19 protein-coding genes and 1 riboswitch are annotated in these 21,536 nt (G+C 62.1%); of the genes, 12 read left to right on the forward strand and 7 right to left on the reverse strand.

Annotation, left to right across the window (positions count from 1 at the left end; genetic code table 11):
• Window positions 1–38: 38 nt before the first annotated feature.
• From RDM88_RS01810 to thiT (RDM88_RS01845), 8 genes are all read left to right on the forward strand, one after another.
• Window positions 39–1,667, forward strand: a complete 1,629-nt coding sequence (locus RDM88_RS01810; protein ID WP_308752639.1) for a peptide ABC transporter substrate-binding protein — start codon at window positions 39–41, stop codon at window positions 1,665–1,667.
• Window positions 1,668–1,800: 133 nt separating this feature from the next.
• Entirely contained in the window at window positions 1,801–2,268 is a 468-nt protein-coding gene (locus RDM88_RS01815; protein ID WP_308752641.1) for a nucleoside-diphosphate kinase, read from the forward strand.
• Window positions 2,269–2,357: 89 nt separating this feature from the next.
• Complete coding sequence (locus tag RDM88_RS01820; protein WP_308752643.1) at window positions 2,358–2,981, forward strand: cytidylate kinase-like family protein; 624 nt, start codon at window positions 2,358–2,360, stop codon at window positions 2,979–2,981.
• Window positions 2,982–3,218: 237 nt separating this feature from the next.
• Window positions 3,219–4,571, forward strand: a complete 1,353-nt coding sequence (locus RDM88_RS01825; protein ID WP_308752645.1) for a hypothetical protein — start codon at window positions 3,219–3,221, stop codon at window positions 4,569–4,571.
• A 133-nt stretch (window positions 4,572–4,704) separates the two neighbouring features.
• The gene (locus RDM88_RS01830; protein ID WP_308752647.1) at window positions 4,705–5,919 is read left to right on the forward strand and encodes a hypothetical protein; all 1,215 of its coding nucleotides are present in this window, start codon (window positions 4,705–4,707) and stop codon (window positions 5,917–5,919) included.
• A 461-nt stretch (window positions 5,920–6,380) separates the two neighbouring features.
• The gene (locus RDM88_RS01835; protein WP_308752650.1) at window positions 6,381–7,649 is read left to right on the forward strand and encodes a hypothetical protein; all 1,269 of its coding nucleotides are present in this window, start codon (window positions 6,381–6,383) and stop codon (window positions 7,647–7,649) included.
• Window positions 7,650–7,770: 121 nt separating this feature from the next.
• Window positions 7,771–7,882, forward strand: a riboswitch (TPP riboswitch).
• 65 nt (window positions 7,883–7,947) lie between these two features.
• A complete protein-coding gene (gene thiT, locus RDM88_RS01840; protein ID WP_308752652.1) occupies window positions 7,948–8,523 on the forward strand; it encodes an energy-coupled thiamine transporter ThiT in 576 nt (191 codons plus the stop codon).
• Between the two features lie 14 nt (window positions 8,524–8,537).
• Window positions 8,538–9,110: an energy-coupled thiamine transporter ThiT gene (gene thiT / locus RDM88_RS01845; protein ID WP_308752654.1), complete on the forward strand. Its 573-nt coding sequence runs from the start codon at window positions 8,538–8,540 to the stop codon at window positions 9,108–9,110.
• 191 nt (window positions 9,111–9,301) lie between these two features.
• Here the strand turns inward: thiT (RDM88_RS01845) and RDM88_RS01850 are convergent, their stop codons facing one another.
• From RDM88_RS01850 to RDM88_RS01865, 4 genes are all read right to left on the reverse strand, one after another.
• Window positions 9,302–9,520, reverse strand: coding sequence for a DUF6809 family protein (locus RDM88_RS01850; protein WP_308752656.1), 219 nt, complete (start codon window positions 9,518–9,520; stop codon window positions 9,302–9,304).
• Window positions 9,521–9,790: 270 nt separating this feature from the next.
• Entirely contained in the window at window positions 9,791–11,179 is a 1,389-nt protein-coding gene (locus tag RDM88_RS01855; RefSeq protein ID WP_308752658.1) for a polysaccharide biosynthesis C-terminal domain-containing protein, read from the reverse strand.
• A 34-nt stretch (window positions 11,180–11,213) separates the two neighbouring features.
• Window positions 11,214–11,714 (reverse strand): small multi-drug export protein, encoded by a 501-nt coding sequence (locus RDM88_RS01860; RefSeq protein ID WP_308752660.1) that lies wholly within the window; start codon window positions 11,712–11,714, stop codon window positions 11,214–11,216.
• A 206-nt stretch (window positions 11,715–11,920) separates the two neighbouring features.
• Complete coding sequence (locus RDM88_RS01865) at window positions 11,921–12,727, reverse strand: amidohydrolase family protein (RefSeq protein ID WP_308752664.1); 807 nt, start codon at window positions 12,725–12,727, stop codon at window positions 11,921–11,923.
• Between the two features lie 178 nt (window positions 12,728–12,905).
• On the opposite strand from RDM88_RS01865, the gene RDM88_RS01870 reads away from it, so the two are divergent.
• The 4 genes from RDM88_RS01870 to RDM88_RS01885 all read left to right on the forward strand — a co-directional run bounded on the left by RDM88_RS01870 (window position 12,906) and on the right by RDM88_RS01885 (window position 19,227).
• On the forward strand, window positions 12,906–15,455 hold the full coding sequence (locus RDM88_RS01870) for a heavy metal translocating P-type ATPase (RefSeq protein ID WP_308752666.1): 2,550 nt from the start codon (window positions 12,906–12,908) through the stop codon (window positions 15,453–15,455).
• Window positions 15,455–15,718 (forward strand): metal-sensing transcriptional repressor, encoded by a 264-nt coding sequence (locus tag RDM88_RS01875; protein ID WP_308752668.1) that lies wholly within the window; start codon window positions 15,455–15,457, stop codon window positions 15,716–15,718. The genes RDM88_RS01870 and RDM88_RS01875 overlap by 1 nt, the downstream gene beginning before the upstream one ends.
• A gap of 609 nt (window positions 15,719–16,327) precedes the next feature.
• A complete protein-coding gene (locus RDM88_RS01880) occupies window positions 16,328–17,719 on the forward strand; it encodes a TIGR00366 family protein (protein WP_308752670.1) in 1,392 nt (463 codons plus the stop codon).
• Between the two features lie 32 nt (window positions 17,720–17,751).
• Window positions 17,752–19,227 carry an amidase family protein gene (locus tag RDM88_RS01885; protein WP_308752672.1) on the forward strand — a complete coding sequence of 492 codons (1,476 nt, stop codon included), beginning with the start codon at window positions 17,752–17,754 and terminating at the stop codon, window positions 19,225–19,227.
• A 57-nt stretch (window positions 19,228–19,284) separates the two neighbouring features.
• On the opposite strand, the gene RDM88_RS01890 is transcribed toward RDM88_RS01885, so the two are convergent.
• Genes RDM88_RS01890 through RDM88_RS01900 form a run of 3 tightly spaced genes read right to left on the reverse strand, consistent with a single transcriptional unit; the run spans window position 19,285 to window position 21,426 of the window.
• Window positions 19,285–19,707 carry a DUF2000 domain-containing protein gene (locus RDM88_RS01890; protein WP_308752674.1) on the reverse strand — a complete coding sequence of 141 codons (423 nt, stop codon included), beginning with the start codon at window positions 19,705–19,707 and terminating at the stop codon, window positions 19,285–19,287.
• Entirely contained in the window at window positions 19,674–20,603 is a 930-nt protein-coding gene (locus tag RDM88_RS01895; RefSeq protein WP_308752676.1) for a DMT family transporter, read from the reverse strand. Before RDM88_RS01895 ends, RDM88_RS01890 begins: the two co-directional genes overlap by 34 nt.
• Before the next feature lie 10 nt (window positions 20,604–20,613).
• Window positions 20,614–21,426, reverse strand: coding sequence for an AraC family transcriptional regulator (locus tag RDM88_RS01900; RefSeq protein ID WP_308752678.1), 813 nt, complete (start codon window positions 21,424–21,426; stop codon window positions 20,614–20,616).
• Window positions 21,427–21,536: the final 110 nt, after the last annotated feature.

Raw genomic sequence — 21,536 nt, forward strand, 5'->3', positions numbered from 1 at the left:
ATGCCCACGGCATGCAAAATGAAGAGGAGGAAAAAAGCATGAAGAAACTGGCACTAGCCTTGGCAGTCGTGATGATTTTTTCACTGGCGTTCAGCGGCTGCGGACCCAAGACGGAGACTCCGTCAGCCCCCGGTGCGGACACCACCGGCGGCACCGAACTGGCGGTCTGCATCGGACCCGACCCCGAGACGATCGACCCGGCGCTCAACAGCGCGGTTGACGGCGCTTCCCTCATCGTCCACGGCTTCGAGGGCCTCATGACGCTCGACCAGGGCGGCGCGGTCGTCCCCGGACAGGCCGACACCTACGAGGTCTCCGACGACGGCCTCAACTGGACCTTCCATCTGCGCGACGGCCTCAAATGGAGCGACGGCCAGCCGCTGACCGCGGCCGACTTCGAGTGGTCGTGGAAGCGCGCCGTCTCCCCCGACACCGCCGCCCCCTACGGTGAGTTCTTCAACGTCATCGCGGGCTACGACGCTGCCGCCGCCGGCGATTTCGACGCGCTGCAGGTCAAGGCGGAGGATGACCAGACCCTCACCGTCACGCTGGCCGCTCCCTGCGGCTACTTCACCCAGCTGCTCGCCTTCCCGACCTACGTCCCCGTCCGCAGGGACATGATCGAGGCCAACGGCGAGGCTTGGGCCACCCAGGTTTCCAGCTATATCGGCAACGGCCCGTACAAGGTGGTCGAATGGACCCCCGGCGAGTACATCAAGTACGCGAAGAACGAAAACTACTGGAACTATGACGCGCTCGGCAGCGACACGATCAAGTTCGTGCTGATCGAGGACCCGAACGCGGTGCTCACCGCCTACCAGAGCGGCGAGATCGTCTGCGCGAAGGACCTGCCCTCCCAGGAGATCCCCGCCCTGCGCGAGACCGAGGACTTCCACCTCGACGACCTCATGGGCACCTACTATATCAGCCTGAACCTCAACCGCGAGCCGTTTGACAACCTGAAGCTCCGTCAGGCGCTGAGCCTCGCGATCGACCGCAACTACATGGCCAACACCGTCATGCAGGGCACCTACACCCCGGCGACCGCGTTCGTCGGCCCCGGTCTGCTCGACGCGGACGGCAAGACCGCCTTCATCGACAACAGCCCGATGTTTATCGACCCCAACGACTATGAGGGCAACCTCGAGAAGGCCAAGCAGCTCATGGTCGAGGCCGGCTATCCGAACGGCGAGGGCCTGCGTGAGATCGAGTACTTCACCAACCAGCAGGGCTACCACAAGCCGGTCGCCGAGGCGCTCCAGCAGATGTGGGCCGAGCTTGGCGTCAAGCTGAACGTGCAGGTCGCCGACTGGGCGGTCGTCACCGCCGACCGCCGCCAGGGCAACTACGACATCGCCCGCAACGGCTGGGTCTTCGACTACAACGACCCGTCGAGCATGCTCGACCTGTTCGTCACCACCAACGGCAACAACGACGGCAAGTACAGCAATCCCGAGTACGACAAGCTGATGGAGACCGCCCGCACCTCCGCCGACGCGAACGTCCGGTTCGAGTCGATGCACCAGGCGGAGCAGCTCCTGATGGACGAGGCCGGCGCGATTCCGGTTGCGTTCTACAGCGAGTTCTACCTGCTCAACCCGAAGGTCAAGGGCTTCTGGCATTCCCCGCTCGGCTACTTCTACTTCATGTACGCCACTGTCGAGTAATCCAAAGCGATTTTCCGCCGCGCGGCGCCTTGGGCGCCGCGCGGTTTTTTTGCGCCCGGGAGTTGCCAAATGCGGAAAAAGGTGCTATGCTATACGCGTTAAAAAAATAACGATAGTAAGGGGTGCCGGCAAGATGTATTACAGCTTTATCATGCTCAAGCCAGACGCGCTGGAGCGCGGGCTTGTGGAGGAGATCATGGACTACCTGCGGCGCGGCGGGGTGGAGATCGAGCGGCTCGGCTGCACCAAGGCGGACGAGGAGCTGCTTTCCAGGCACTACGCGCAGGTTTTCGCCGAGCTGGGGCCCGATTTCAAGCGCAAGATGCTCGACTACTTTAGGGATAAGTTTGTGCTGCCGATGGTCGTGCGCGGCGAGAGCCCCGACCTTGTGGCGGATATTCGCAGGATCGTCGGCGCGACCAACCCCGCCAAGGCGGACAGGGGCACCATCCGGGGCGATCTGGGGTGCGACTCCTACGAGAAGTGCGGCCGCGAAAACCGCAGCTGCCAGAACCTCATCCACGCGAGCGACAGCGCGGAAAACGCGCGGATCGAAACCGCGCTCTGGTTCGGCGGCGAGGTCGCGGCGCGGTACTTCTGAGGCCGGGGCCCGTCTTGATTTCGGCGGGCAAATCGACTATACTATAGGCGGGGAAACCGACCAAATTTTGTGAGGGACGGAGGGAGAAGATGAAAAACTACGTCATCACGATCGCCAGGCAGTACGGCAGCGGAGGCAAGACGATCGGCAGGATGCTCGCCAAGGAGCTGGGCATCGGCTACCACGACAAGGAGCTGCTCGTCCGCGCGTCGGTCGAAAGCGGCATCAGCGCCGAGCTCTTTGCGCAGGTGGATGAGAAGATCAAGAAGAAGCCGCTGATCAAGCCCGGGAAGCCGCTCTATACCGGGGAGGTGCTCCCGCCCGAGAGCCCCGATTTCACCTCCGTGCAGAACCTCCTGAACTACCAGGCGAAGGTCATCCGCGACCTCGCGCAGAAGGAGAGCTGCGTGATCGTCGGGCGCTGCGCGGATTTCATCCTGCGTGACCTGGACAACGTCCTGCGCATCTATGTGCACGCGCCGATCGACTACTGCGTCGAAAAGACGATCGAGCTCCACCCCGACTTCGACGAGGAGGAGGCGCGGCGTTTCATCCAGCGCACCGACAAGGGCCGCAGCGACTATTACCGCTGCTTTACCGGGAACGATTGGAAGAACGCCGACAATTACGACCTGTGCATCAACAGCGCGGTGCTCGGCTGGGACAAGTGTGTCGCGCTCGTGAAATCCTATCTCGACATCAAGCTCTCCTGAACAGCAAAGGCGTATCCGGCAGGATGCGGCCATTCGGTCGCATCCTGTTTTTATTTACATTTCATTCACAAATTAGGAAAATATATCCTAAAAAATGGAAATATAATTGCGAATTGGTTACAGAATCCGCAAAAAAGATTACAATTTGGTTACAAAATCCGTTGACTTTTTCCATGCGTCCGGGATATAATAAGGAAAAGAAGCCTGAAAAAGCATTTTTCGGAAAGGAAGCCCATCATGAAACGTCTGCTCTGCCTGCTGCTGGCGCTGCTGACGGCGCTTGCCGCCGGGACCGCCGTCGCCGGCGCCGCGTCGTCCGGCAACGGTTCGGTCGCGGTACAATTGAATCGCGGCGGCGAGGCGGAGCTTGTCGACGGGGACGGAAACACGATCGCAACGAGTGGGCCCACCAGCTGTGACGCGGGCAATTACACCTTTGACGTGGCCCCCGGCCAGACGGTCTACCTCTGCCTGGGCGAGAGCGGCTCGGCGGATACGACCGCGCTGTGGGACGTCTCCGCGGAGGCGATGGGCGCGGCCGCAACGGCCGACGAGCTGGCGGACGGCGGGCTCTTCCGCCTGAAGGCGGACAAAAGCGGCCCGGGCGGAAGCCTGCTGAAAATCAAGCAGTACGGCGAGAAATCGCTTGGGGACAGCCCCCGCAGCTCCTGGCTGCGGATCGAGATCGCGGAGAGCGAGGCGGTCGAGGAGCAGAAGGCGGTGGCCGACCTCACTTTTTCCGCGCGCAAGGAGAGCTCCACCTTCGAGACAGGGGACTACGCGCTGCTGCGGCTCACCCTGTGGATCGCGAGCGAGGAGGCGTCGGGCGGCGACGCGGATTTGGAAGCGGGGGACGGCGTCGTCTATAAGCCGGTCGCGAACGACAAGAACACCGCCGAGTGGGAGGGAATCGCCTCGGTCAGCTTTTCCGCGAGCGACGACGCGGACAAGTTTTATGCGAAGCTCTCCACCAAGGCCGATCCCGAAATCTACAAGCTCTACGGCGACCCGGCCGACGCGGACCTCTATTTCCGCGACTTCACCGGCGCGCTCGCGGCTGACTCCACCTCCCGTGCCACGCTGGTCCTCTATAACCCGTGGGAGGACGAGGACTACCAGCCAGACCCCGACAGCTGCCATATCTATCAGGTGGCGGCGGACAGCTCCCTCAGCGACATCACCGGTATCTTCACCTATCTTGCGCACGACGAGGACGGCAACGAGGTCAACGGCTGGCGCACCCGTACCCGTACCCTCGGCAGATATGTCATCTCCGACGTCGAGCTGGATCTTTCGGCGGCTCCCGGCCCGGCGCCCGAAATACCCGAGATCAGCGTGAACGCAAACCGGAAGGCCATCCCGAACACAGGCCTAGGGGAACTTTCGAGAAAGTTCCCCCAGGAACCCCTCAAAGCGTTTGGTTCAGGCGGGGCGCGCCGTTTCGCCGCACGTGCTGTCCGTGCCGCGGCCTTTTTGGGCCCCTCCACGGCCCCGCCTCACGGGTCGCGGATGTGGGGCGGACGTGCGGCAGGTCTGATAAAAGTCTTTGGGCGCTTTCTTCAGAAAGCGCAAAACGACCGCCCGGCTTGACGCCGGGCGGTTCGCTTTCCCGTTCTTCCGCAAGAAATCTTGCAAAGACGGTTGTCATATGGTACACTGATGGCACGGAGGGGCGACAGAAAAACAGGCCCCGGAATCCGTGACAGCGAGGGAGGACTGGACGATGAAAAAGATGTTGGCAGTGCTGATGGCGGCGGTGCTCGCGGGGAGTTTCGCGGGCGTGTGCGCGCTGGCGTACAGCATCACGACGGACACCCATCTCACCGGGGAGGTCTGCGACGCGGACGGCGATTCGGTCGTGGGAGATTACAATTTCTCTTTTGGCGACAAGGTGTCGGCCGACTTTGTGCCCGCGGGCAAAAAGATCTACATTGAAATCGGCGACGACACGGAATTCCACGGCGGCGCGGGAATGGTTTCGGCGGACGAGCTGGCTGACAGCGGCGAGTTCAACTTCCGCCTCGACCGGGATAAAAACGGCAGCCTGCTCGACTCCGTCAAGCTGGTGACCAAGAACCTCGACGGCAGCGGGCGGAAAAATTATATCGAAATCAAGCTCAAGGAAACCACCAAGACGGAGGAGCGCAAGGTCACCTTCGACGTGTATTTCAAGGCGCGCCATTCAGACGACGGCGGCCGTTGGGAGAGCGGCGACATCGCGAACACGCGGTTTGAGCTGTGGGTGGACAATCCCGTGGAGGACGGCGACTACGCCGATATCGAGGCGGGACAGAACGTCGTCTTCAACCCGATCTCCAACGAGCGCAACACGATCTCCTGGGGCGCGGACGACGATGTGGCCTGCCTCGAATTCGAGGCGGACGACGATTCGCGCAAATTTTACGCGAAGCTGTCCACCAAAATTGACCGCGACATCTACGAGGAGTACGGCGACCCGGTGAACGCGGAGCTCTTTTTCCGCACCTTTGTGGGGAGCCCGTCGATCGATTCGACCTCTCGCGCGACGCTGACCCTCTATAACCCGTGGAACGACTGTTACGACTGGTACAGCTCCCGTTACCGCGACGTGCGGCCGCGCGACGTGCACATCTACCTGGTGGACGGCGACGGCTACCTCGAGGATTTGACCGACCGGATGACCTACGCGGACGAGGACGATACCGAGGCGGGCATCGACGGGTGGAAAATCCGCGTGCGCTCGCTCGGCACCTATGTGATTTCCGACCGCGACCTCGAGCTTGACTGGGGAGAAATCGAAGAGGCCCCCCCGATCGAAAAGACGGAGGAGACCCCTCCCCCAGCGCCCAAGCCGGGACCGGCGCCCGCGCCGACCGGATCGCGCGACGCCGTCGGCGCCGCGGTTCTGCTTGCGGCGGCTTCCGCGACGGCATTCGCGCTTACGAAAAAACGCAGATAAGGATTCGCGCGCGTACGCGTATAGAAGAAAGACTGCAACATCGCCGGCGGCCGGAATCGGCCGCCGGCGATGTTGTTCCGCCGCGAGGGCAAAGGCATTTGCATTTTCGGCTTTCGGGAACCAAACGGCATTGCGCATTGGATTTTTCGCGTTTGCGCGCGGCAAATTTTGCCGCATCTCCAGTTTTGCGGCGGATATGCGCGGCGTCTGCATGGGATTGACAGAAATCCTGCATTCGCACTTCCATTTTGCATGACTAATATCTAGAAATTGCTGAAAAAATCAAAAAATTAAATTATTATATGCGAATTGATGTGCAATATGTACGATAATTATTACAATTTGGTAACAAAAACCTCTTGAAAAGTGCTTGATTCTCGGATATACTCAGTCTCGTTCCAAGCGGCTCGGATGTGCTGAGCCGGAGGATCGAAACTATTTTTCAGGAGGAACCCAATACCATGAAAAAAGTGCTTGCTATGATGCTTGCAGCCGCCACGACTCTGTCGATCGGCGTGACCGCTCTGGCTGACGACATCAACGTTCTGGAGGAGCCCACCGAGTCCTCTTCTTCCGAAGCTTCTTCGCCCGAGTCCTCTTCCAGCGAGGAGAGCTCCTCCGAGGAATCTTCTTCCGAAGCGTCCTCTTCCGAGGCTTCCTCGTCCGAGACCTCCTCTGACGCGACTTCTTCCGACGCGACTTCTTCCGACGTCGACACCGACGTTGACTTCAAGGATGCGACCGGCATTGCGATCGGCGCCGACGAAGACGGTGTTGTCCTGGGCGACGATATCCTCGAGCCCGGCACCGAGTACAAGTTCCCGGTTTCCATGATCGTTGGCGGCAAGTCCGTTAAGATCACCGACGAGAACATCAAGGAGTTCAAGTTCCGTTACTCCAAGGTCTCCACCAAGGGCATGAGCCGCTTTGAGATCGAAGAGTACAAGGGCCAGTACTACCTGTACGTCGAGTCCCGCGACACCATGACCACCAAGCCCGTCGACGTCAAGTACAACGTCAAGCTGACCCCGAAGTCCACCACCCTGCCCGTCTTCAGCCAGGAAGTCAAGTTCCAGTACGGCTATGAGGAGCTCGGCGGCGACTACATCGACAGCCTCGACAAGGGCGATTCCGTCGAAATCGACAACAACAACCCCGTCATCACCGCTTCCCAGTTCAACAAGATCGCCAAGATCAACGACTACAAAAACGTCACCCTCGCGGGCAACGGCTGGGAGTTCACCGTCAACGTGACCGATGAAACCACCAAGAACCTGGTCCACTCCAACGCGGGCATCAAGGAAATCCTTGCGAAGTTCCCGGATCAGGACTTCAAGTTCTTCACCTTCGGCGGCAAGCCGACCTTCGCTGGCACCGGTAAGCTCTCCCTCGATGTTGACGACATTGTCGACGACTTCGACAAGATGTACACCTACCGCTATGCGGACGGCAAGCTCTACCGCATCAACGCGACCTTCGACGCGGATGAGAACACCCTCTCCTTCCGCACCAACAAGCTGGACAACTTCCTCGTCACCAACGAGCTCATCAAGGATGGCACCGTCGTGACCGAGGTCGACAACGACAGCTCCAGCTCCGACAAGGAAGAGAACACCGACAAGAACAACCCGACCACCGGTGCCAACGACATGATCAATGTCGCTGTCATGGCTGCGATCGCCTCCCTGGCGGCTGCCGGCACCATGGTCACCAAGAAGCTCTCCAAGTAATTTTACAAAGAGGCTGATTAGAGCGGACGGGGACGGGCGTATGCCCGTCCCCGTTCCGTTTTTCCGGGCGGGCTTTACAAACCCGGCCGGATGGTGTATAATAAGCACCGCAAACAGAATAAGCCACGTAACGGGGGGCTGGCGCCAAGCCGGCTGAGATAGCGCGTATTGCCGCGTTGACCCGAAAACCTGATCTGGGTAATGCCAGCGTAGGAAGAGCGTTTCTCCTTTTACGCCGCAGGGATTATCTGTGGCGTTTTTGTTTGGGAAAAAACAAAATCCGAAAGGGGAAATCGCATTGAACACTGCTACAAGAAAGCTCACCCACAGCGCGATCATGATCGCGCTGGCGACCGTGCTGTCGATCTTCGCGGTCTACAAGCTGCCCAACGGCGGCTCGGTCACCTTCGCCTCGATGGCGCCCATCGTCGTCATCGCGCTGATGTACGATTTCGGCTGGGCGATGCTCACCGCCTTCGCCTACTCGATGGTCCAGATGCTGCTGGGCTTCTATCCGCCGCCGACGCAGGACTTTCTTTCCTTCGCCCTCGTCATCCTGCTCGACTATGTGATCGCGTTCAGCGTGCTCGGCCTTGCCGGCGTGATCGCCCGCCGATTTAAAAACCGGGTGGCCGGCGCCGCCGCCGCGACCTGTGCGGTCATCCTGCTGCGGCTCTGCTGCCACTTCCTGTCGGGGATCCTGATCTGGGCCCCCTACGCCCCGGAGGACATGCCGGTCTGGCTCTACTCGATCGGCTATAACAGCTCCTACATGATCCCCGAAATGATCGTAAGCGCCATTGCCGTTTCGCTGGTGGTGCGCTTTGTGAACCTTGACAAACTGGCGGCCCGCGCGCCGGCGCATGCACAGTGAGGAGGATGCTGGAAATGAAAATCACAACCCGGAAGCTGACCCACAGCGCCCTGATGCTCGCCTTGGCGCTGCTGCTGTCGATGATCAAATTTTACCATTTCCCCAACGGCGGGTCGATCACTGCCGCGAGCATGGCCCCGATCATCATCATCTCGCTCATGTACGATACCAGGTGGGCGATGCTCACCGCCTTCGCCTATTCGCTGCTCCAGATGCTCGAGGGCTTCTATCCGCCGCCGGTCCAGACCCTCGGCATGTTCGTCGCCCTCATCCTGCTCGACTATGTGGTCGCGTTCGGCGTCCTCGGCCTCGCGGGCCCCGTCGCCCGCCGCTTTAAAAAGAAGCCCCTCGGCGCGGCGGTCGGCTCGCTCGTCGTCGTCTTTTGCCGCTTCTTTTGCAGCTTCCTCTCCGGTATCATCGTCTGGGGCAGCTACGCCCCCGAGGGTACCCCCGTGTGGATTTATTCCCTCTCCGTCAACGGCCCCATCATGATCGGCGAGATGATCACCACCTCCGTCGTCGTCGCCCTCCTTGTCAAATTTATCGACTTCCAGAAGCTGGCCGGCAAAAGCTCGGCGGCCGCCTGAGAAGGACGGAAAAAAGAACCCCCCGGCGTCAGCCGGGGGGCTTTTTTTGCGCTTTCTGAAGAAAGCGCCCAAAGACTTTGATCAGGCCGGCCGACGCCCGCCCAAGCCACTCGACCCGTGAGGCGGGGACGTGGAGGGGCCAAAACGCAAACGAAATGGTTTGGAACCCCAAAGGGAACAATTTCCTTTGGTCACAGCTCCATCATCGTCCGCGCGCCCTTGCGGAAGGCGTACTTGAAGCAGTGCCACGAAAATTCATCATAGTAGGCGATGTAGTGATCGATCACATCGATCAGAAGCCCCCGCTGTTCCCCGTTCAGCGTTTCCTTGAGCGTTTTCTCCGCCTCGCACTCCTGCGGCCAGGAATTTCGGCGGCGTTTCCGGTATGCCGCCTTAAGAATGGACGCCATAAAAATCACCCCCGTCCCAAGCATACAGCAAAACGGACGGAGGCGGGCCGGATACACGGAAATTGTGTACGGATTCCCTCCGGCACGGGCGGCGCGTGCGGGAAATCGCCGCGCCTCGCCTGGGCCAAGGCATTGAGGGGTTTCAAGGGGGACGTTCTCAGTGTTGGTTCCTTCCGGCACGGGCGGCGTATGCGGTGAAGCGCCCGCGGCCCGCCTGAACCAAAAGCTTTGAGGGGTTCCAAGGGGAACTTTCTCGAAAGTTCCCCTTGGCTAGTTCCTCCGCAAGATCTTCCGGGCGTTGGCGAGCATCTGGCGGAAGTTGAGGGCGAGCAGGAGCAGGCAGAGCAGCGCCTCCGGCAGGATCCAGCCGGTCTCGAGGCTGAGGAGCACCCACGTCTGGCCCAGGAGGATGGCGAGGTTGAGCAGCAGCTTGAGGGGACTCCAGTGGAGCTTGATGAAGCGGCGGGTATCGACGATGCGCACGGCGAAGACGATGAGGTAGCTGGCGAAGGTGGCGAAGGTGCCGCCGTTGATGCCGAAGCGGGGGATGAGCAGGGCGTTGAGGACGACGTTCGCGCCCGCGCCGAGCGCGGTGGTGACGAGGGTGGCGACGCTCTTTTTTTCGGTCATGTAGATGCTGCCGAGGAAGGTGACGAAACAGGAGAAGGAGGTGGCCAGCAGCAGGAAGGGGGTATACTTCCACGACTCGAGGTATTCGCCGTGGGCGAGGATGTGGATGACAAGCTTGCTGAAGAGCAGCAGGCCCGAGGCGGCGGAAAAGATAAACGCCTGATAGGCGGAGAAGACGTTGCTGAAAAAGCGGGTGCGCCCGGGTCCGTCCTCGGTGAAGGCGGACATCTGCCAGGCGTCGGTAAAGATGCCGGAGAGCAGGTTGATGATCGTGGGGACCTTGTAGGCGATGGTGAGCAGGCCGTTTGCGTCCGAGCCGATGTAGTATTTGATAAAATAGGTGTCGGAGGCGTTGGTGACCCACCAGAAGACATTCGCGGGGATGAGGGGAATGGCGTAGCGCAGCATCGAGCCGAGCACCGACCAGTCGCAGCCCCGGAAGCGGATATACCGGCGCAGGCCCGCGATGGTGAAAAGAAAGACCGAGGAGAAAAAATCGGCTGCGATGGTGGCGAGCAGGTACCCGGTGAGGCCGAGGTGGAAGACCACCAGGAAGATGATGTTGAAGGTGATGACCATGACGGTGCTGAGCACCCCGTCGAAGGCGTAGAGCTTGATGAACTGCTTGGCGCGCACGAACTGCGCGCAGAGGGAACGCATGCAGGAGGTGAGCACATAGAGGTAGACGAGGGGCGCGCCGCCCTCGAGCATTTCGACGCGGGAGAGCAGCGGATAGAAGGCAAGCAGAAGCACATAGCCCGAAAAGATGGCGGTGAGCGCGCCGGTAAAGACGTCCCGTTTGTCGGTGGCGCGGTCGATGCCGAACCGGATGATCGCGTTGGACATGCCGATCGACGCGAGCGGGATGATCAGGTTGGCGGTCTGCGCGAGCAGGTTGGCGTCGCCCAATTCACCCGGCGCGAGCACGCGGGTATAGAAGGGGACCAGCAGAAAAACAAGCACCTTCGAGCTGAAGGTGCCGACAGCGAAGATCAGCGTGTTGGAGAGAAGCTTTTTATACTTGTCCAAACCGCCGTCCCCTTTCCGTTTATTTGACCAGCCGTCAGAAGAGATTCAAAAAGCCGAGCAGCCCATAGGACCCCACCGTCATGATGACCCCGGCGATCAGCACGCCCAGCGTGATCGACAGCAGCGCGGGGCGCATCCGCATCCCGAGCAGCGCGGCGATCGCCGCTCCCGACCAGGCCCCGGTGCCCGGCAGGGGGATGGCCACAAAGAGGCAGAGTCCGATCGATTCGTAGCGGGTGACCTTGTCCGACTTTGCCATAAGCCGGTTTTCCACGCGGGTGGAAAGCCCGGACAGCAGGCGCGTGGACTTGAGCCAGCGGAAGAGCGGCCTGCCGAACAGCACGATAAACGGGACGGGCAGCAGGTTGCCGACGACCGAGATGACAAAGACGGTCGGCCAGTCCATCCCGAAGAGCGCGCCGAGCGGGATGGAGCCGCGCAGCTCGATGAGCGGCACCATCGACACGATGAAAAGAGCCAGCTCGCGGCCCGCGCCCGACAGAAATTCAAATAGCTGCTGGGTAAGCTGCTGCATAAATCCTCCGACGCCCGGATAATCCCCGGATAAAAATACCATTGCAGAATCATATTATAATCAAATTATGTGCAAAAGACAATGGAATATTGTAAATTCGCGCGCCGCTCCGGAATTTCCGTGCAAAAAGACGAAGCCCCGGCCCGCGGAGCGGGCCGGGGCCGGGCCTGCCGGAAGCTTTCAATGGGGTCCAGAGGGAATCTCTTTCAAAAGGTTCCTCCTGGCAGCAGCCTCAAAGCGTTCTTCCACTTGATCATCTCGAGCTCCTCCCCGGTGAGGCCGAGGCGCTCGAGCATGCCGAGCTCGTTTTCGACGGTGTTCCAGGGGCAGTCGGTGCCGAAGAGCACGCGGTCCGCGCCCTTCCTGCGGATGAGGCGGAGATACTCGCCCGGCTCGAGGTAGACCGAGCTCATCGCCGTGTCGAAATAGACGTTGGGCAGATCGCAGAGAAAGGCGGAGGCGGGTTCGGTCTGGCCGAGCGCGCCCATGTGCGCGGCGATGAGGGTGAGTTTCGGGAAGGCGCGCGCGACCGCCGCGATCTGGTCGGCAGGCGCGAAATTTTCCCGGCTGACGGGGTCGCGCCCCGCGTGGAGGAGGAGCGGCAGGCCCGCCTCCTCGATCGCGGCGTAGATCGGGAAGAACGCCTCATCCCCGAAATAGCACTCCTGGTAGGCGGGGTGCAGCTTGACGCCGCAGAGGCCGGCGGCCTTGATTTCGGCGATTTCGGCGGCCGCGCCGGGGTCCTTCGGGTGGACGGCGCCGAAGCAGAGCATGTTCGGGTTGCGCGCCTGCACCTCGGCCGCAAAGCGGTTGACGGTCTTCTGCTGGCCGGGTTTGGTGGCGATGTGCAGCACGACGGCGCGGTCCACGCCCCACGCGGCCATCGCCTCGCGCGCGCCGCGCTCGGTGCCGTCGGTGTAGTAGGGGCTGTCGTAGGCGATGTGCGAGAGGCGCGGCAGCGTCTTTGCGGCGAGCGCGTCGGGGAAGATATGGGTGTGAAAGTCGATGAGCATGGCGGTTTCCCCCTATAAATCCGGATGGTTCCGGGAATCTTAGATAAGGCAGACTTTATTATACATCATCGCATTACCAATGTAAAGCGGATGCCCCCTCTTGACAAGTGGATGAAATCCGTATAGAATAACCACAGGATCACCCCCACCCCCTGGGGGTGTTGAAAGGATGAAAGCCATGAAGCAAAAGTTCGATGTGACGGGCATGACCTGCTCCGCCTGCTCGGCGCATGTGGAAAAGAGCGTTGCGAAGGTCCCGGGCGTCCGGTCGGTGACGGTCAACCTGCTCTCCAACAATATGGCGGTCGATTACGACGAGACGGCCTCGAGCGATGCCGCGGTCATCCGCGCGGTCGAGGAGGCCGGCTACGGCGCCTCGGTGCACGCGGGCGCGGCATCGGCCCGCCCGCAGGCGAAGGCGGCGCCCGCCGCCGACCCGGTGGCGGCGCAGATTGCCAATATGAAGCGGCGGCTGGTCGTCTCCTTCGTTTTCCTGATCCCGCTCTTCTACATCTCGATGGGGCATATGATGGGCCTGCCGCTGCCCCACTTTATGCACGGGACGGAAAACGCGCTCACCTTTGCGTTCACCCAGCTCCTGCTGACGCTGCCGATCGCGTACGTCAACCGCAAATACTATCAGGTGGGCTTCAAAACCCTCTTCAAGGGCGCGCCCAACATGGATTCGCTGATCGCGATCGGCTCGGCGGCGGCGATGGTCTACGGCGTCGTGGCGATCTACATGATCGGCTGGGGGCTCGGGCACGGAGACTCCGACATGGTGGAGCGGTATTCGATGGACCTCTACTTTGAGTCGGCGGGCATGATTTTGGCGCTCATCACGCTCGGCAAATTTCTCGAGACCCGTTCGAAGGGCAAGACGAGCGAGGCGATCACCAAGCTGATGGACCTCGCGCCCAAGACGGCGCTCGTCGAGCGGGAGGGCGCCGAAACTGAAATCCCGGTCGAGGAGGTCGCGGTGGGCGACCTGCTGATCGTGAAGCCGGGCGCAAGCATCCCGGTCGACGGGGAGATCACCGAGGGCGGCGCGGCGGTCGACGAGTCGGCGATCACCGGCGAGAGCATCCCGGTGGACAAGGGCCCGGGCGACCGGGTGATCGCGGCGACGATCAACCGCTCCGGTTACTTCAAATTCCGCGCCACCAAGGTGGGCGCGGACACCACCCTCGCGCAGATCGTCGCGCTCGTCGAGGACGCGGCCAACTCCAAGGCCCCCATCGCCAAGCTCGCCGACAAGGTGAGCGGCGTGTTCGTGCCGGTGGTCATCTGCATCGCCGTGATCGCCGCCGCAACTTGGCTGCTGCTCGGACACACGGTGGAGTTCGCGCTCTCGATCGGCATCGCGGTGCTCGTCATCTCCTGCCCCTGTGCGCTCGGCCTGGCCACCCCGGTGGCGATCATGGTCGGCACCGGCAAGGGCGCGGAAAACGGCATCCTCATCAAGTCGGCCGAGGCACTCGAGACCGCCCACACGATCAACACCGTCGTGCTCGACAAGACGGGCACGATCACCGAGGGAAGGCCGCGCGTCACCGACCTGCTGGCGGCGGACGGCATCTCCGAGACGGAGCTGCTGACAATCGCCGCCTCGGTGGAAAAGCAGTCGGAGCACCCGCTCTCCACCGCGATCGTCGAGGAGGCCGCGCGGAGGAACCTCCCGCTGCGCGCCGCGGCGGAGTTCGAGGCGGTCGCGGGGCAGGGTGTCGCGGCCACGGTGGATGGCGTCCGCTACCTCGCGGGGAACCGCAAAATGATGGACGAAAACCGCATCGCGCTCGGCGGCTTCACTGAAAAGGGCGAGGCCTTGTCAGAGGAGGGCAAGACCCCCCTCTACTTTGCCGGAGAGGGCAGGGCACTCGGCGTGGCGGCGGTGGCCGACACGGTCAAGCCGACCAGCCGCGCGGCGATCGAGGCGTTCGGGCAGATGGGGATCGATGTGGTGATGCTCACCGGCGACAACAGGCGCACCGCGGCCGCCATCCAGAAGCAGCTCGGCATCGGCCGCGTGGTGGCGGAGGTGCTCCCGCAGGACAAGGAGCGGGAGGTCGCCAAGCTGCAGGAGCAGGGCCGCAGGGTCGCGATGGTGGGCGACGGCATCAACGACGCGCCCGCCCTCACCCGCGCGGACGTGGGCATCGCGATCGGCGCGGGCACCGACGTGGCGATCGAATCGGCCGACGTGGTGCTCATGAAGAGCGACCTGCTCGACGCGGTGACGGCCATCGACCTGTCGCGCGCGGTCATCCGCAACATCAAGCAGAACCTCTTCTGGGCGTTCTTCTATAACTCGATCGGTATCCCGCTGGCGGCGGGCGTCTTCTTCTCGGTGCTCGGCTGGAAGCTGAACCCGATGTTCGGCGCCGCGGCCATGAGCTTAAGCTCGGTGTGCGTCGTCTCGAACGCCCTGCGCCTCAAGCTGTTCCGGCCGCGGAGGGCCGCGGCCTCAAATACAAATAGTAATCAGCAAGAAGAAATCAACTTGAAGGAGGAAACAATTCCCATGAAAAAGACGATGGTGATCGAAGGCATGAGCTGCGGACACTGCTCCGCGCGGGTGGAAAAGGCGCTGAACGCGCTTGACGGCGTGACGGCGAAGGTCGACCTCGAGGCCAAGACGGCTTCCATTGAGACGGAGGGCCGGGTGACGGACGAGCAGATGAAGGCCGCCGTCACCGACGCGGGCTACGACGTCCTGTCGCTCGACTGATGCGGGCGGACAGGGAACAGGTCGCCCGCCTGCTGCGCACGGCGCGCGGGCAGATCGACGGCATCCTCAGGATGGTGGAGGAGGACCGCTACTGCATCGATGTGTCCAACCAGATCATGGCTGCCGAGTCGATCCTCGGGCGGGCCAACCGGGAGGTGCTGCGCGCGCATCTTGAGGGGTGCGTGCGGGACGCGTGCGAAAACGGCGCGGCGGAGGAGAAGATCGAAGAGATCGCCGCGCTGCTCGACAAGCTGGTAAAATGACAAAACCCCCGCCCCGGGAACCGGGGCGGGGGTTTTTCCGCCTACCTGCGCAGCGCGTTCAGCAGCGCGCGCACATCGGGGAACTGCCAGGTCGGCTGCCGTCGACCAGCATTTCGTCGATGTCGAAGAGGAAGCGTTTTTGTCGTGAAGCATCTGCCGCGCTCCTTAGGGGATTGGCGGCGTTTGACAGCCGTCTGGGGCCATTATACCGCGGATGGGCGGATTTTCATAGTGGAGGCCATGCAACCCGCAAATCAAAAATATGGGCAGAAAATCAATTTTTTCCGGAAAAAACTTTGGAGGATTTTCCAAAGTTTTATGCAATTGAATGGAATGAATTGACAGGGCAGCACGGATGAAGTATGATTATTTGCGTAAACGACAACGGCGTCGTGGATTTTTTCCACGGCGCCGATTTTTTTGTCGTGCCCGCCGTGCTGTACAAAGAAATTTGAACATGGTATAATCAATGCATAAAATATATTAACCATGTAAATTAAAATTATATAAAATGTCGAAAATTGAAAGCGCGGTAATGGTGTGTGGTCCTAACGGGGCGTGTTGTGCGCTCCGACGGATAAATAAAAGAGAGAAAGAGGCGATGTTTTCATGGCGAGTGAGTCGAAACCGGTCCGCAGGGACGAAGGCAATGCGATCGCAAGGGTGGGCGCCTCCCTGACAAGATGGTCGATGAAGTACATGCCCGACCCGAGCATCTTTGCGGTCGTGCTGACCCTCATCGCGTTTGTCCTGGGCATTGTAGTCGCGCGGCAGACTCCGATGCAGATGGTCCAGAACTGGTATAAGGGCCTGTGGGAGCTGCTGGCCTTTGCAATGCAGATGTGCCTGATCATCATCACCGGATCCGCTGTCGCGGAAGCGCCCATCGCCAAGAGGGGCATCCGCAAGCTGGCCGGCCTTGCCAAGAGCGGCAAGCAGGCCGCCTGGCTGGTCACCTTCGTGTCCGTCCTGGCATCCTTCCTGCACTGGGGCCTCAGCCTCATCGTGGGCGCGCTGCTGGCCAAGGAGCTGGCCAAGGAGCTGCGCATCAAAAAGATCCCGTTCGAGTACGGCCTGATTGCGGCGGGCGCGTATGTCGGCCAGATGACCTGGCAGGGGATGCTCTCCTCCTCCATCGGCCTGCTCATCGCGACGCCGGGCCACTTCCTCGAGGACCAGATCGGCGTGATCCCGATTTCCCAGTACATGTTCAACCCGATGAATATCATCGTCACGATCGCGCTGCTCGTCCTGCCGCCGATCTTCGCCGGCATGCTGCACCCCAAGGAGGAGCACGTGAGCCCGCTCGAAAAGACCGCGATCGAAATGATCGAGCTGGAGAGTGAATCGGTCGACCAGCTTCCCGAGAACCCCTCCGTGGGCGACCGCCTCAACCACAGCCGCATTCTGGCCTACGCGCTGGCGCTGATGGGCGTGGTGTATATCGTCTACCACTTCGCGACCAAGGGCTTTGACCTCGACATCAACATGGTCAACGCCATCTTCCTCTTCGCCGGCATCATCATGCACGGCAACATCGCGAACTACATCCGCGCCGTCAAGAACGGCATCGGCGGCGTCAGCGGCATCGTTTTCCAGTTCCCGCTCTACGCGGGCATCATGGGCATGATCAAGTACTCCGGCCTCGTTGACATCCTCGCGACCGGGCTCGTATCGATCAGCACGCCCTTCACCTTCCCGCTGTGGACCTTCATCAGCGCCTCGATCGTCAACCTGTTCGTTCCGTCCGGCGGCGGCCAGTGGGCGGTTCAGGGCCCGATCGCGATCCAGTCGGCGATGATGATGAACGCCGATATCATCAAGACCGCGCTGGCGGTCGGCTACGGCAACACCTGGACCAACATGTTCCAGCCGTTCTGGGCGATCGCGCTGCTCGGCGTCACCGGCCTGAAGGCGAAGGACATCATGGGCTACACCACCGCCATCATGCTGATGAGCGGGCTGATCTTCATCCTGGGCGTCCTCTTCCTGCCTGTTTGACGCCCCTGACCTGAAAGGGGGAACCTGCTGTTATGCCTTTTGATTTTAAGGAAACCACAGTTGCCGCGGTGCACCGCGCGATGCTGGCGGGGGAAGTGACCTGCCGCGAGCTCGCGGAGTACTACCTCAAACGGATCGACGCGTACGACCAGAAGGGGCCCTGCCTCAACGCGATCATCCTCGTGAATCCCAGGGCGCTCGAGGAGGCCGACCGCCTCGATGCGGCGCTGAAAAACGGCGGGCTGACCGGCCCGCTGCACGGCATCCCTGTCATCCTCAAGGACAACGTCGACACGGCGGATATGCCGACCACCGCGGGCTCGGAGAGCCTGCGCGGCTTTACGCCCGACGAGGACGCTTTCATCACCAAACGCCTGCGGGAAGCGGGCGCGCTCATCCTCGCCAAATCCAACCTGCACGAGTTTGCCATCTGGGGCGAGACGATCAGCTCGATCCTCGGCCAGACCCTCAACCCCTACGACCTGACCCGGACGCCGGGCGGCTCGTCGGGCGGCACGGGCGCGGCGATCGCCTCCGACTTCGGCATCCTCGGCATCGGCACCGATACGATCAACTCGATCCGTTCGCCCTCCTCCGCCTGCTCCCTCGTGGGTATCCGCCCCACCATCGGGCTGGTGAGCCGCGGCGGGGTCGTGCCCTATTCCTTCACGCAGGACACCGCCGGCCCCATCTGCCGCACGGTGGAGGACGCCGTGGCCGTGCTCGACGTGATCGCGGGCTATGACCCGGGCGACGACGAGACCGCTTGGTGCGTCGACAAGCTCCAGCAGGGCAGCTATGCCGAATACCTCAAAAAGGACGGCATCCGCGGCAAGCGGATCGGCGTGCTCGAGAGCTTCTTCGGCAAGAAGGACGTGCACGAGGAGGTCAACCGCGTTGTGCGCGCGGCGATCGAGGTCCTGCGAGGGCAGGGCGCCGAGATCGTCCCCATCACCGAGGAAATCGATTCCGGCTGGCTCACCTCGAGCGTCAGCGTCCACCTCTACGACCTCAAGGACCACCTCAACATCTACCTGAACGCTCTGCCGCCGCGCGCCCCCGTCCATTCGGTGGAGGAGGTCATGGCGTCGGGCAAGTTCCACCCCGGCATCAGGGAGAACCTCGAGAAGGCGATGCAGCTCTCGACCGGCACGCCGGAATATAACCAGCGGCTGATCCTGCGCGCGCAGACCCAGACCAAGGTCATGAAGCTGATGGCCGACTACGAGCTGGACGCGATGGTCTATCCGCACCAGCAGCAGCTCGTCTGCAAGACGGGCGGCAGCCAGCAGCAGCGCAACGGCGTACTCTGCTCGGTGACCGGGTTCCCGTCGATCGCGGTGCCCGCGGGCTACAGCACTCCCGACCAAAACGCCCCCATCGGCGTGCCGGTCGGCATGGAGATCATCGGCCGCCCGTGGAGCGAGCCCACCCTCATCGAGATCGCCTACGGGTTCCAGCAGGCCGCGCCTCTGCGCAAATCCCCGCCGACGACCCCCGACCTCTAGTCTAGGAGATACGCAACGCCCCCTGCCCGGCGCGCCGGGCAGGGGGCGTTCTTTTCGTCACCGCAGCAGCGGCAGGCTGCCGGTGAGGCGGCTGACCTTTTTGGCGTCGCCGCAGATTGCCAGGCCGTAGTAGGAAAATTCCTCCGGGAAGGCCGCGGCGGCTCCGCTGACGTACTCGTCGTAGACGCGGCACCGCTGCGCCACGTCGGAGAAGTCGACGGCCAGCAGGCCGGAAAATTCCTCCGTGAAGAGCCGCTCGCGCAGGTCGCGGAGCAGCGCGCGGTCCCCCTTCAGGATGGGGATGGGGGAGCCGGTGATGCCGGCGTGGATCCGCCCGGCCGCGTCGGCCACGTCGGGGCCGACGATCTCGGGGAAGCGCTTCCCGAGCGTGATCCCGAGGATGGCCGCCGTGTTCGCGGCCACTCCCGCGGGCAGGGCCCCGTCGATCACAAGGACGCATTTTTGTCCGTTTCCAGACATGCCGGTTCGCCTCCTTTCCTTGGATTCCGTTCCGAGAGGACCAGCCCCGCCAGCGTCAGCAGGACGCCCGCCGCCGCGAGAGGGGTGATCCGCTCGCGCAGGACGATCACCGAGGTCGCGACGGTGATCACCGGCACGCAGTAGATATAGACGCTCGTCCTGACCGCGCCGAGCCGCCGGACCGCGAGGTTCCAGGTGACGAAGCAGAGGGCGGAGGCTCCAAGCCCGAGGTAGAGGATGTTCAAGAGGAGCCGGGGGTTTGCGAAGCGCGCGAAGCCCCAGCGGAAATCGGTGAAGAACAGGGCGGGGAGCATGAAGAGCAGCCCGTAAAAAAAGACGCGGCGGGTGGCCTGGACGGTGGGAAAGCCGAACGCGGCGATGCGGCGGGTGAGGACCGCGTAGACCGCCCACACGAGGGCCGCCAGCAGGGCGAGCAGGTCGCCGAGAGGATTGAGGCGCAGGACGGCGGCCCCGTTGAAGCTGATGAGCGCGACGCCCGCGAGCGCGACGGCAAAGCCGAGGAAGAACCCGCCCCGCAGCGGCTCGCCGTTCAGAAAGAAGTGGGCGAGCAGTGCGGTAAAGAAGGGCGCGACCGAAATGATGACGCCGACGTTGGAGGCGGGGGAGAAGGTCAGCGCGATGTTTTCCAGCAGGAAATAGAGAGTGACGCCCGTCAGGCCCGCGAAGAGGAAATACCGCTCCTGCTTCCAGCCGGCGGCGCGCAGGCGGCGGGGGCAGATCGCGGACAGGGCGAGAAAGCCGATGCAGAAGCGGAAGAAGAGGATTTCGACGGGGGCGAAGTCGCGGAGCAGCACCTTGGTCGAGATAAAGGTGGTGCCCCAGATCAGGATGGTCAGGGCCGCCGCGAGGTGGCCCTGGACGGTTTGCTTTGGCAAAACGGCTCCCTCATTTCTCACGGAAAATTTCCCGGTACTGGCCGGGCGTCAGGCCGATGAAGCGCTTAAAGGCGTTGGTGAAGTGGCTCTGGTCGGTAAAGCCGCTGGACATGGCGGCTTCGAGCGGCTGCGCGCCCCGTTCGAGCAGTTCCTTCGCCTTGTTGATGCGCACCGTCAGCAGGTACTGGTAGGGGGTGATGCCCCGTTCCCGCGTGAACGCCCTGAGCAGGACGAATTTGTTCATGTCCGCGGCCTTTGCCAGCTCGTCGAGGGAGACCGGCTCGGCGTAGTGCGCGTCCACAAAGGCGCGCACCCGCTGCACGCCGGCGTTTTCCGCCTCGGGCCGGCCGGCGGCCGGCTGGGCGTAGCGCTCTGTCACCCGCTCGATCAGGAAGAGGAACGCCTCCTCCTTGGCAAAGTCGGCGCTGCCCTCCATAATCATCTCGTGGACCTCCCGCAGGAGCAGGGCCTCCTCCGCCTGAGGCGCGACCGGCTCGGAAAATTCGGGCAGGCGGCGGCTTCCGGTGATCTCCTCCATGACCGATTCCATCACGGCCTCGGGGATGTTGAGGCAGCGGAAATCGAGCGCCCGCTCGTCCACCTGCTCGCATTCGTGGTTTTCGCGCGGGTTCAGCAGGAGCATATCCCCCGAAACGAGGATGTAGTCGCGGTTTTTACAGGAGAGGTGCCGCTTGCCGCTCTCGATAAACCCCACCACGTAGTGGTCGTGGAAGTGGTTGGGAAATTTCTGCATCAGGCCCTGGAACTGGTAGGCCTCGATCTTCAGCTCATTGTCGTAACAGACGCGGCGTTCCTCCGCCATGGCGATCCCTCCCGGTTTGAATCTGTCCCCTATCATAGCACCCGCGCCGGGATTTGTCTTGTATCAAATTGACGAAATCCCCGGTTTCGGCGCAGGAAAAAAGCGGCGGG

The sequence above is a fragment of the uncultured Anaerotruncus sp. genome (assembly GCF_902490045.1).
Lineage (GTDB): Bacteria > Bacillota > Clostridia > Oscillospirales > Ruminococcaceae > Anaerotruncus.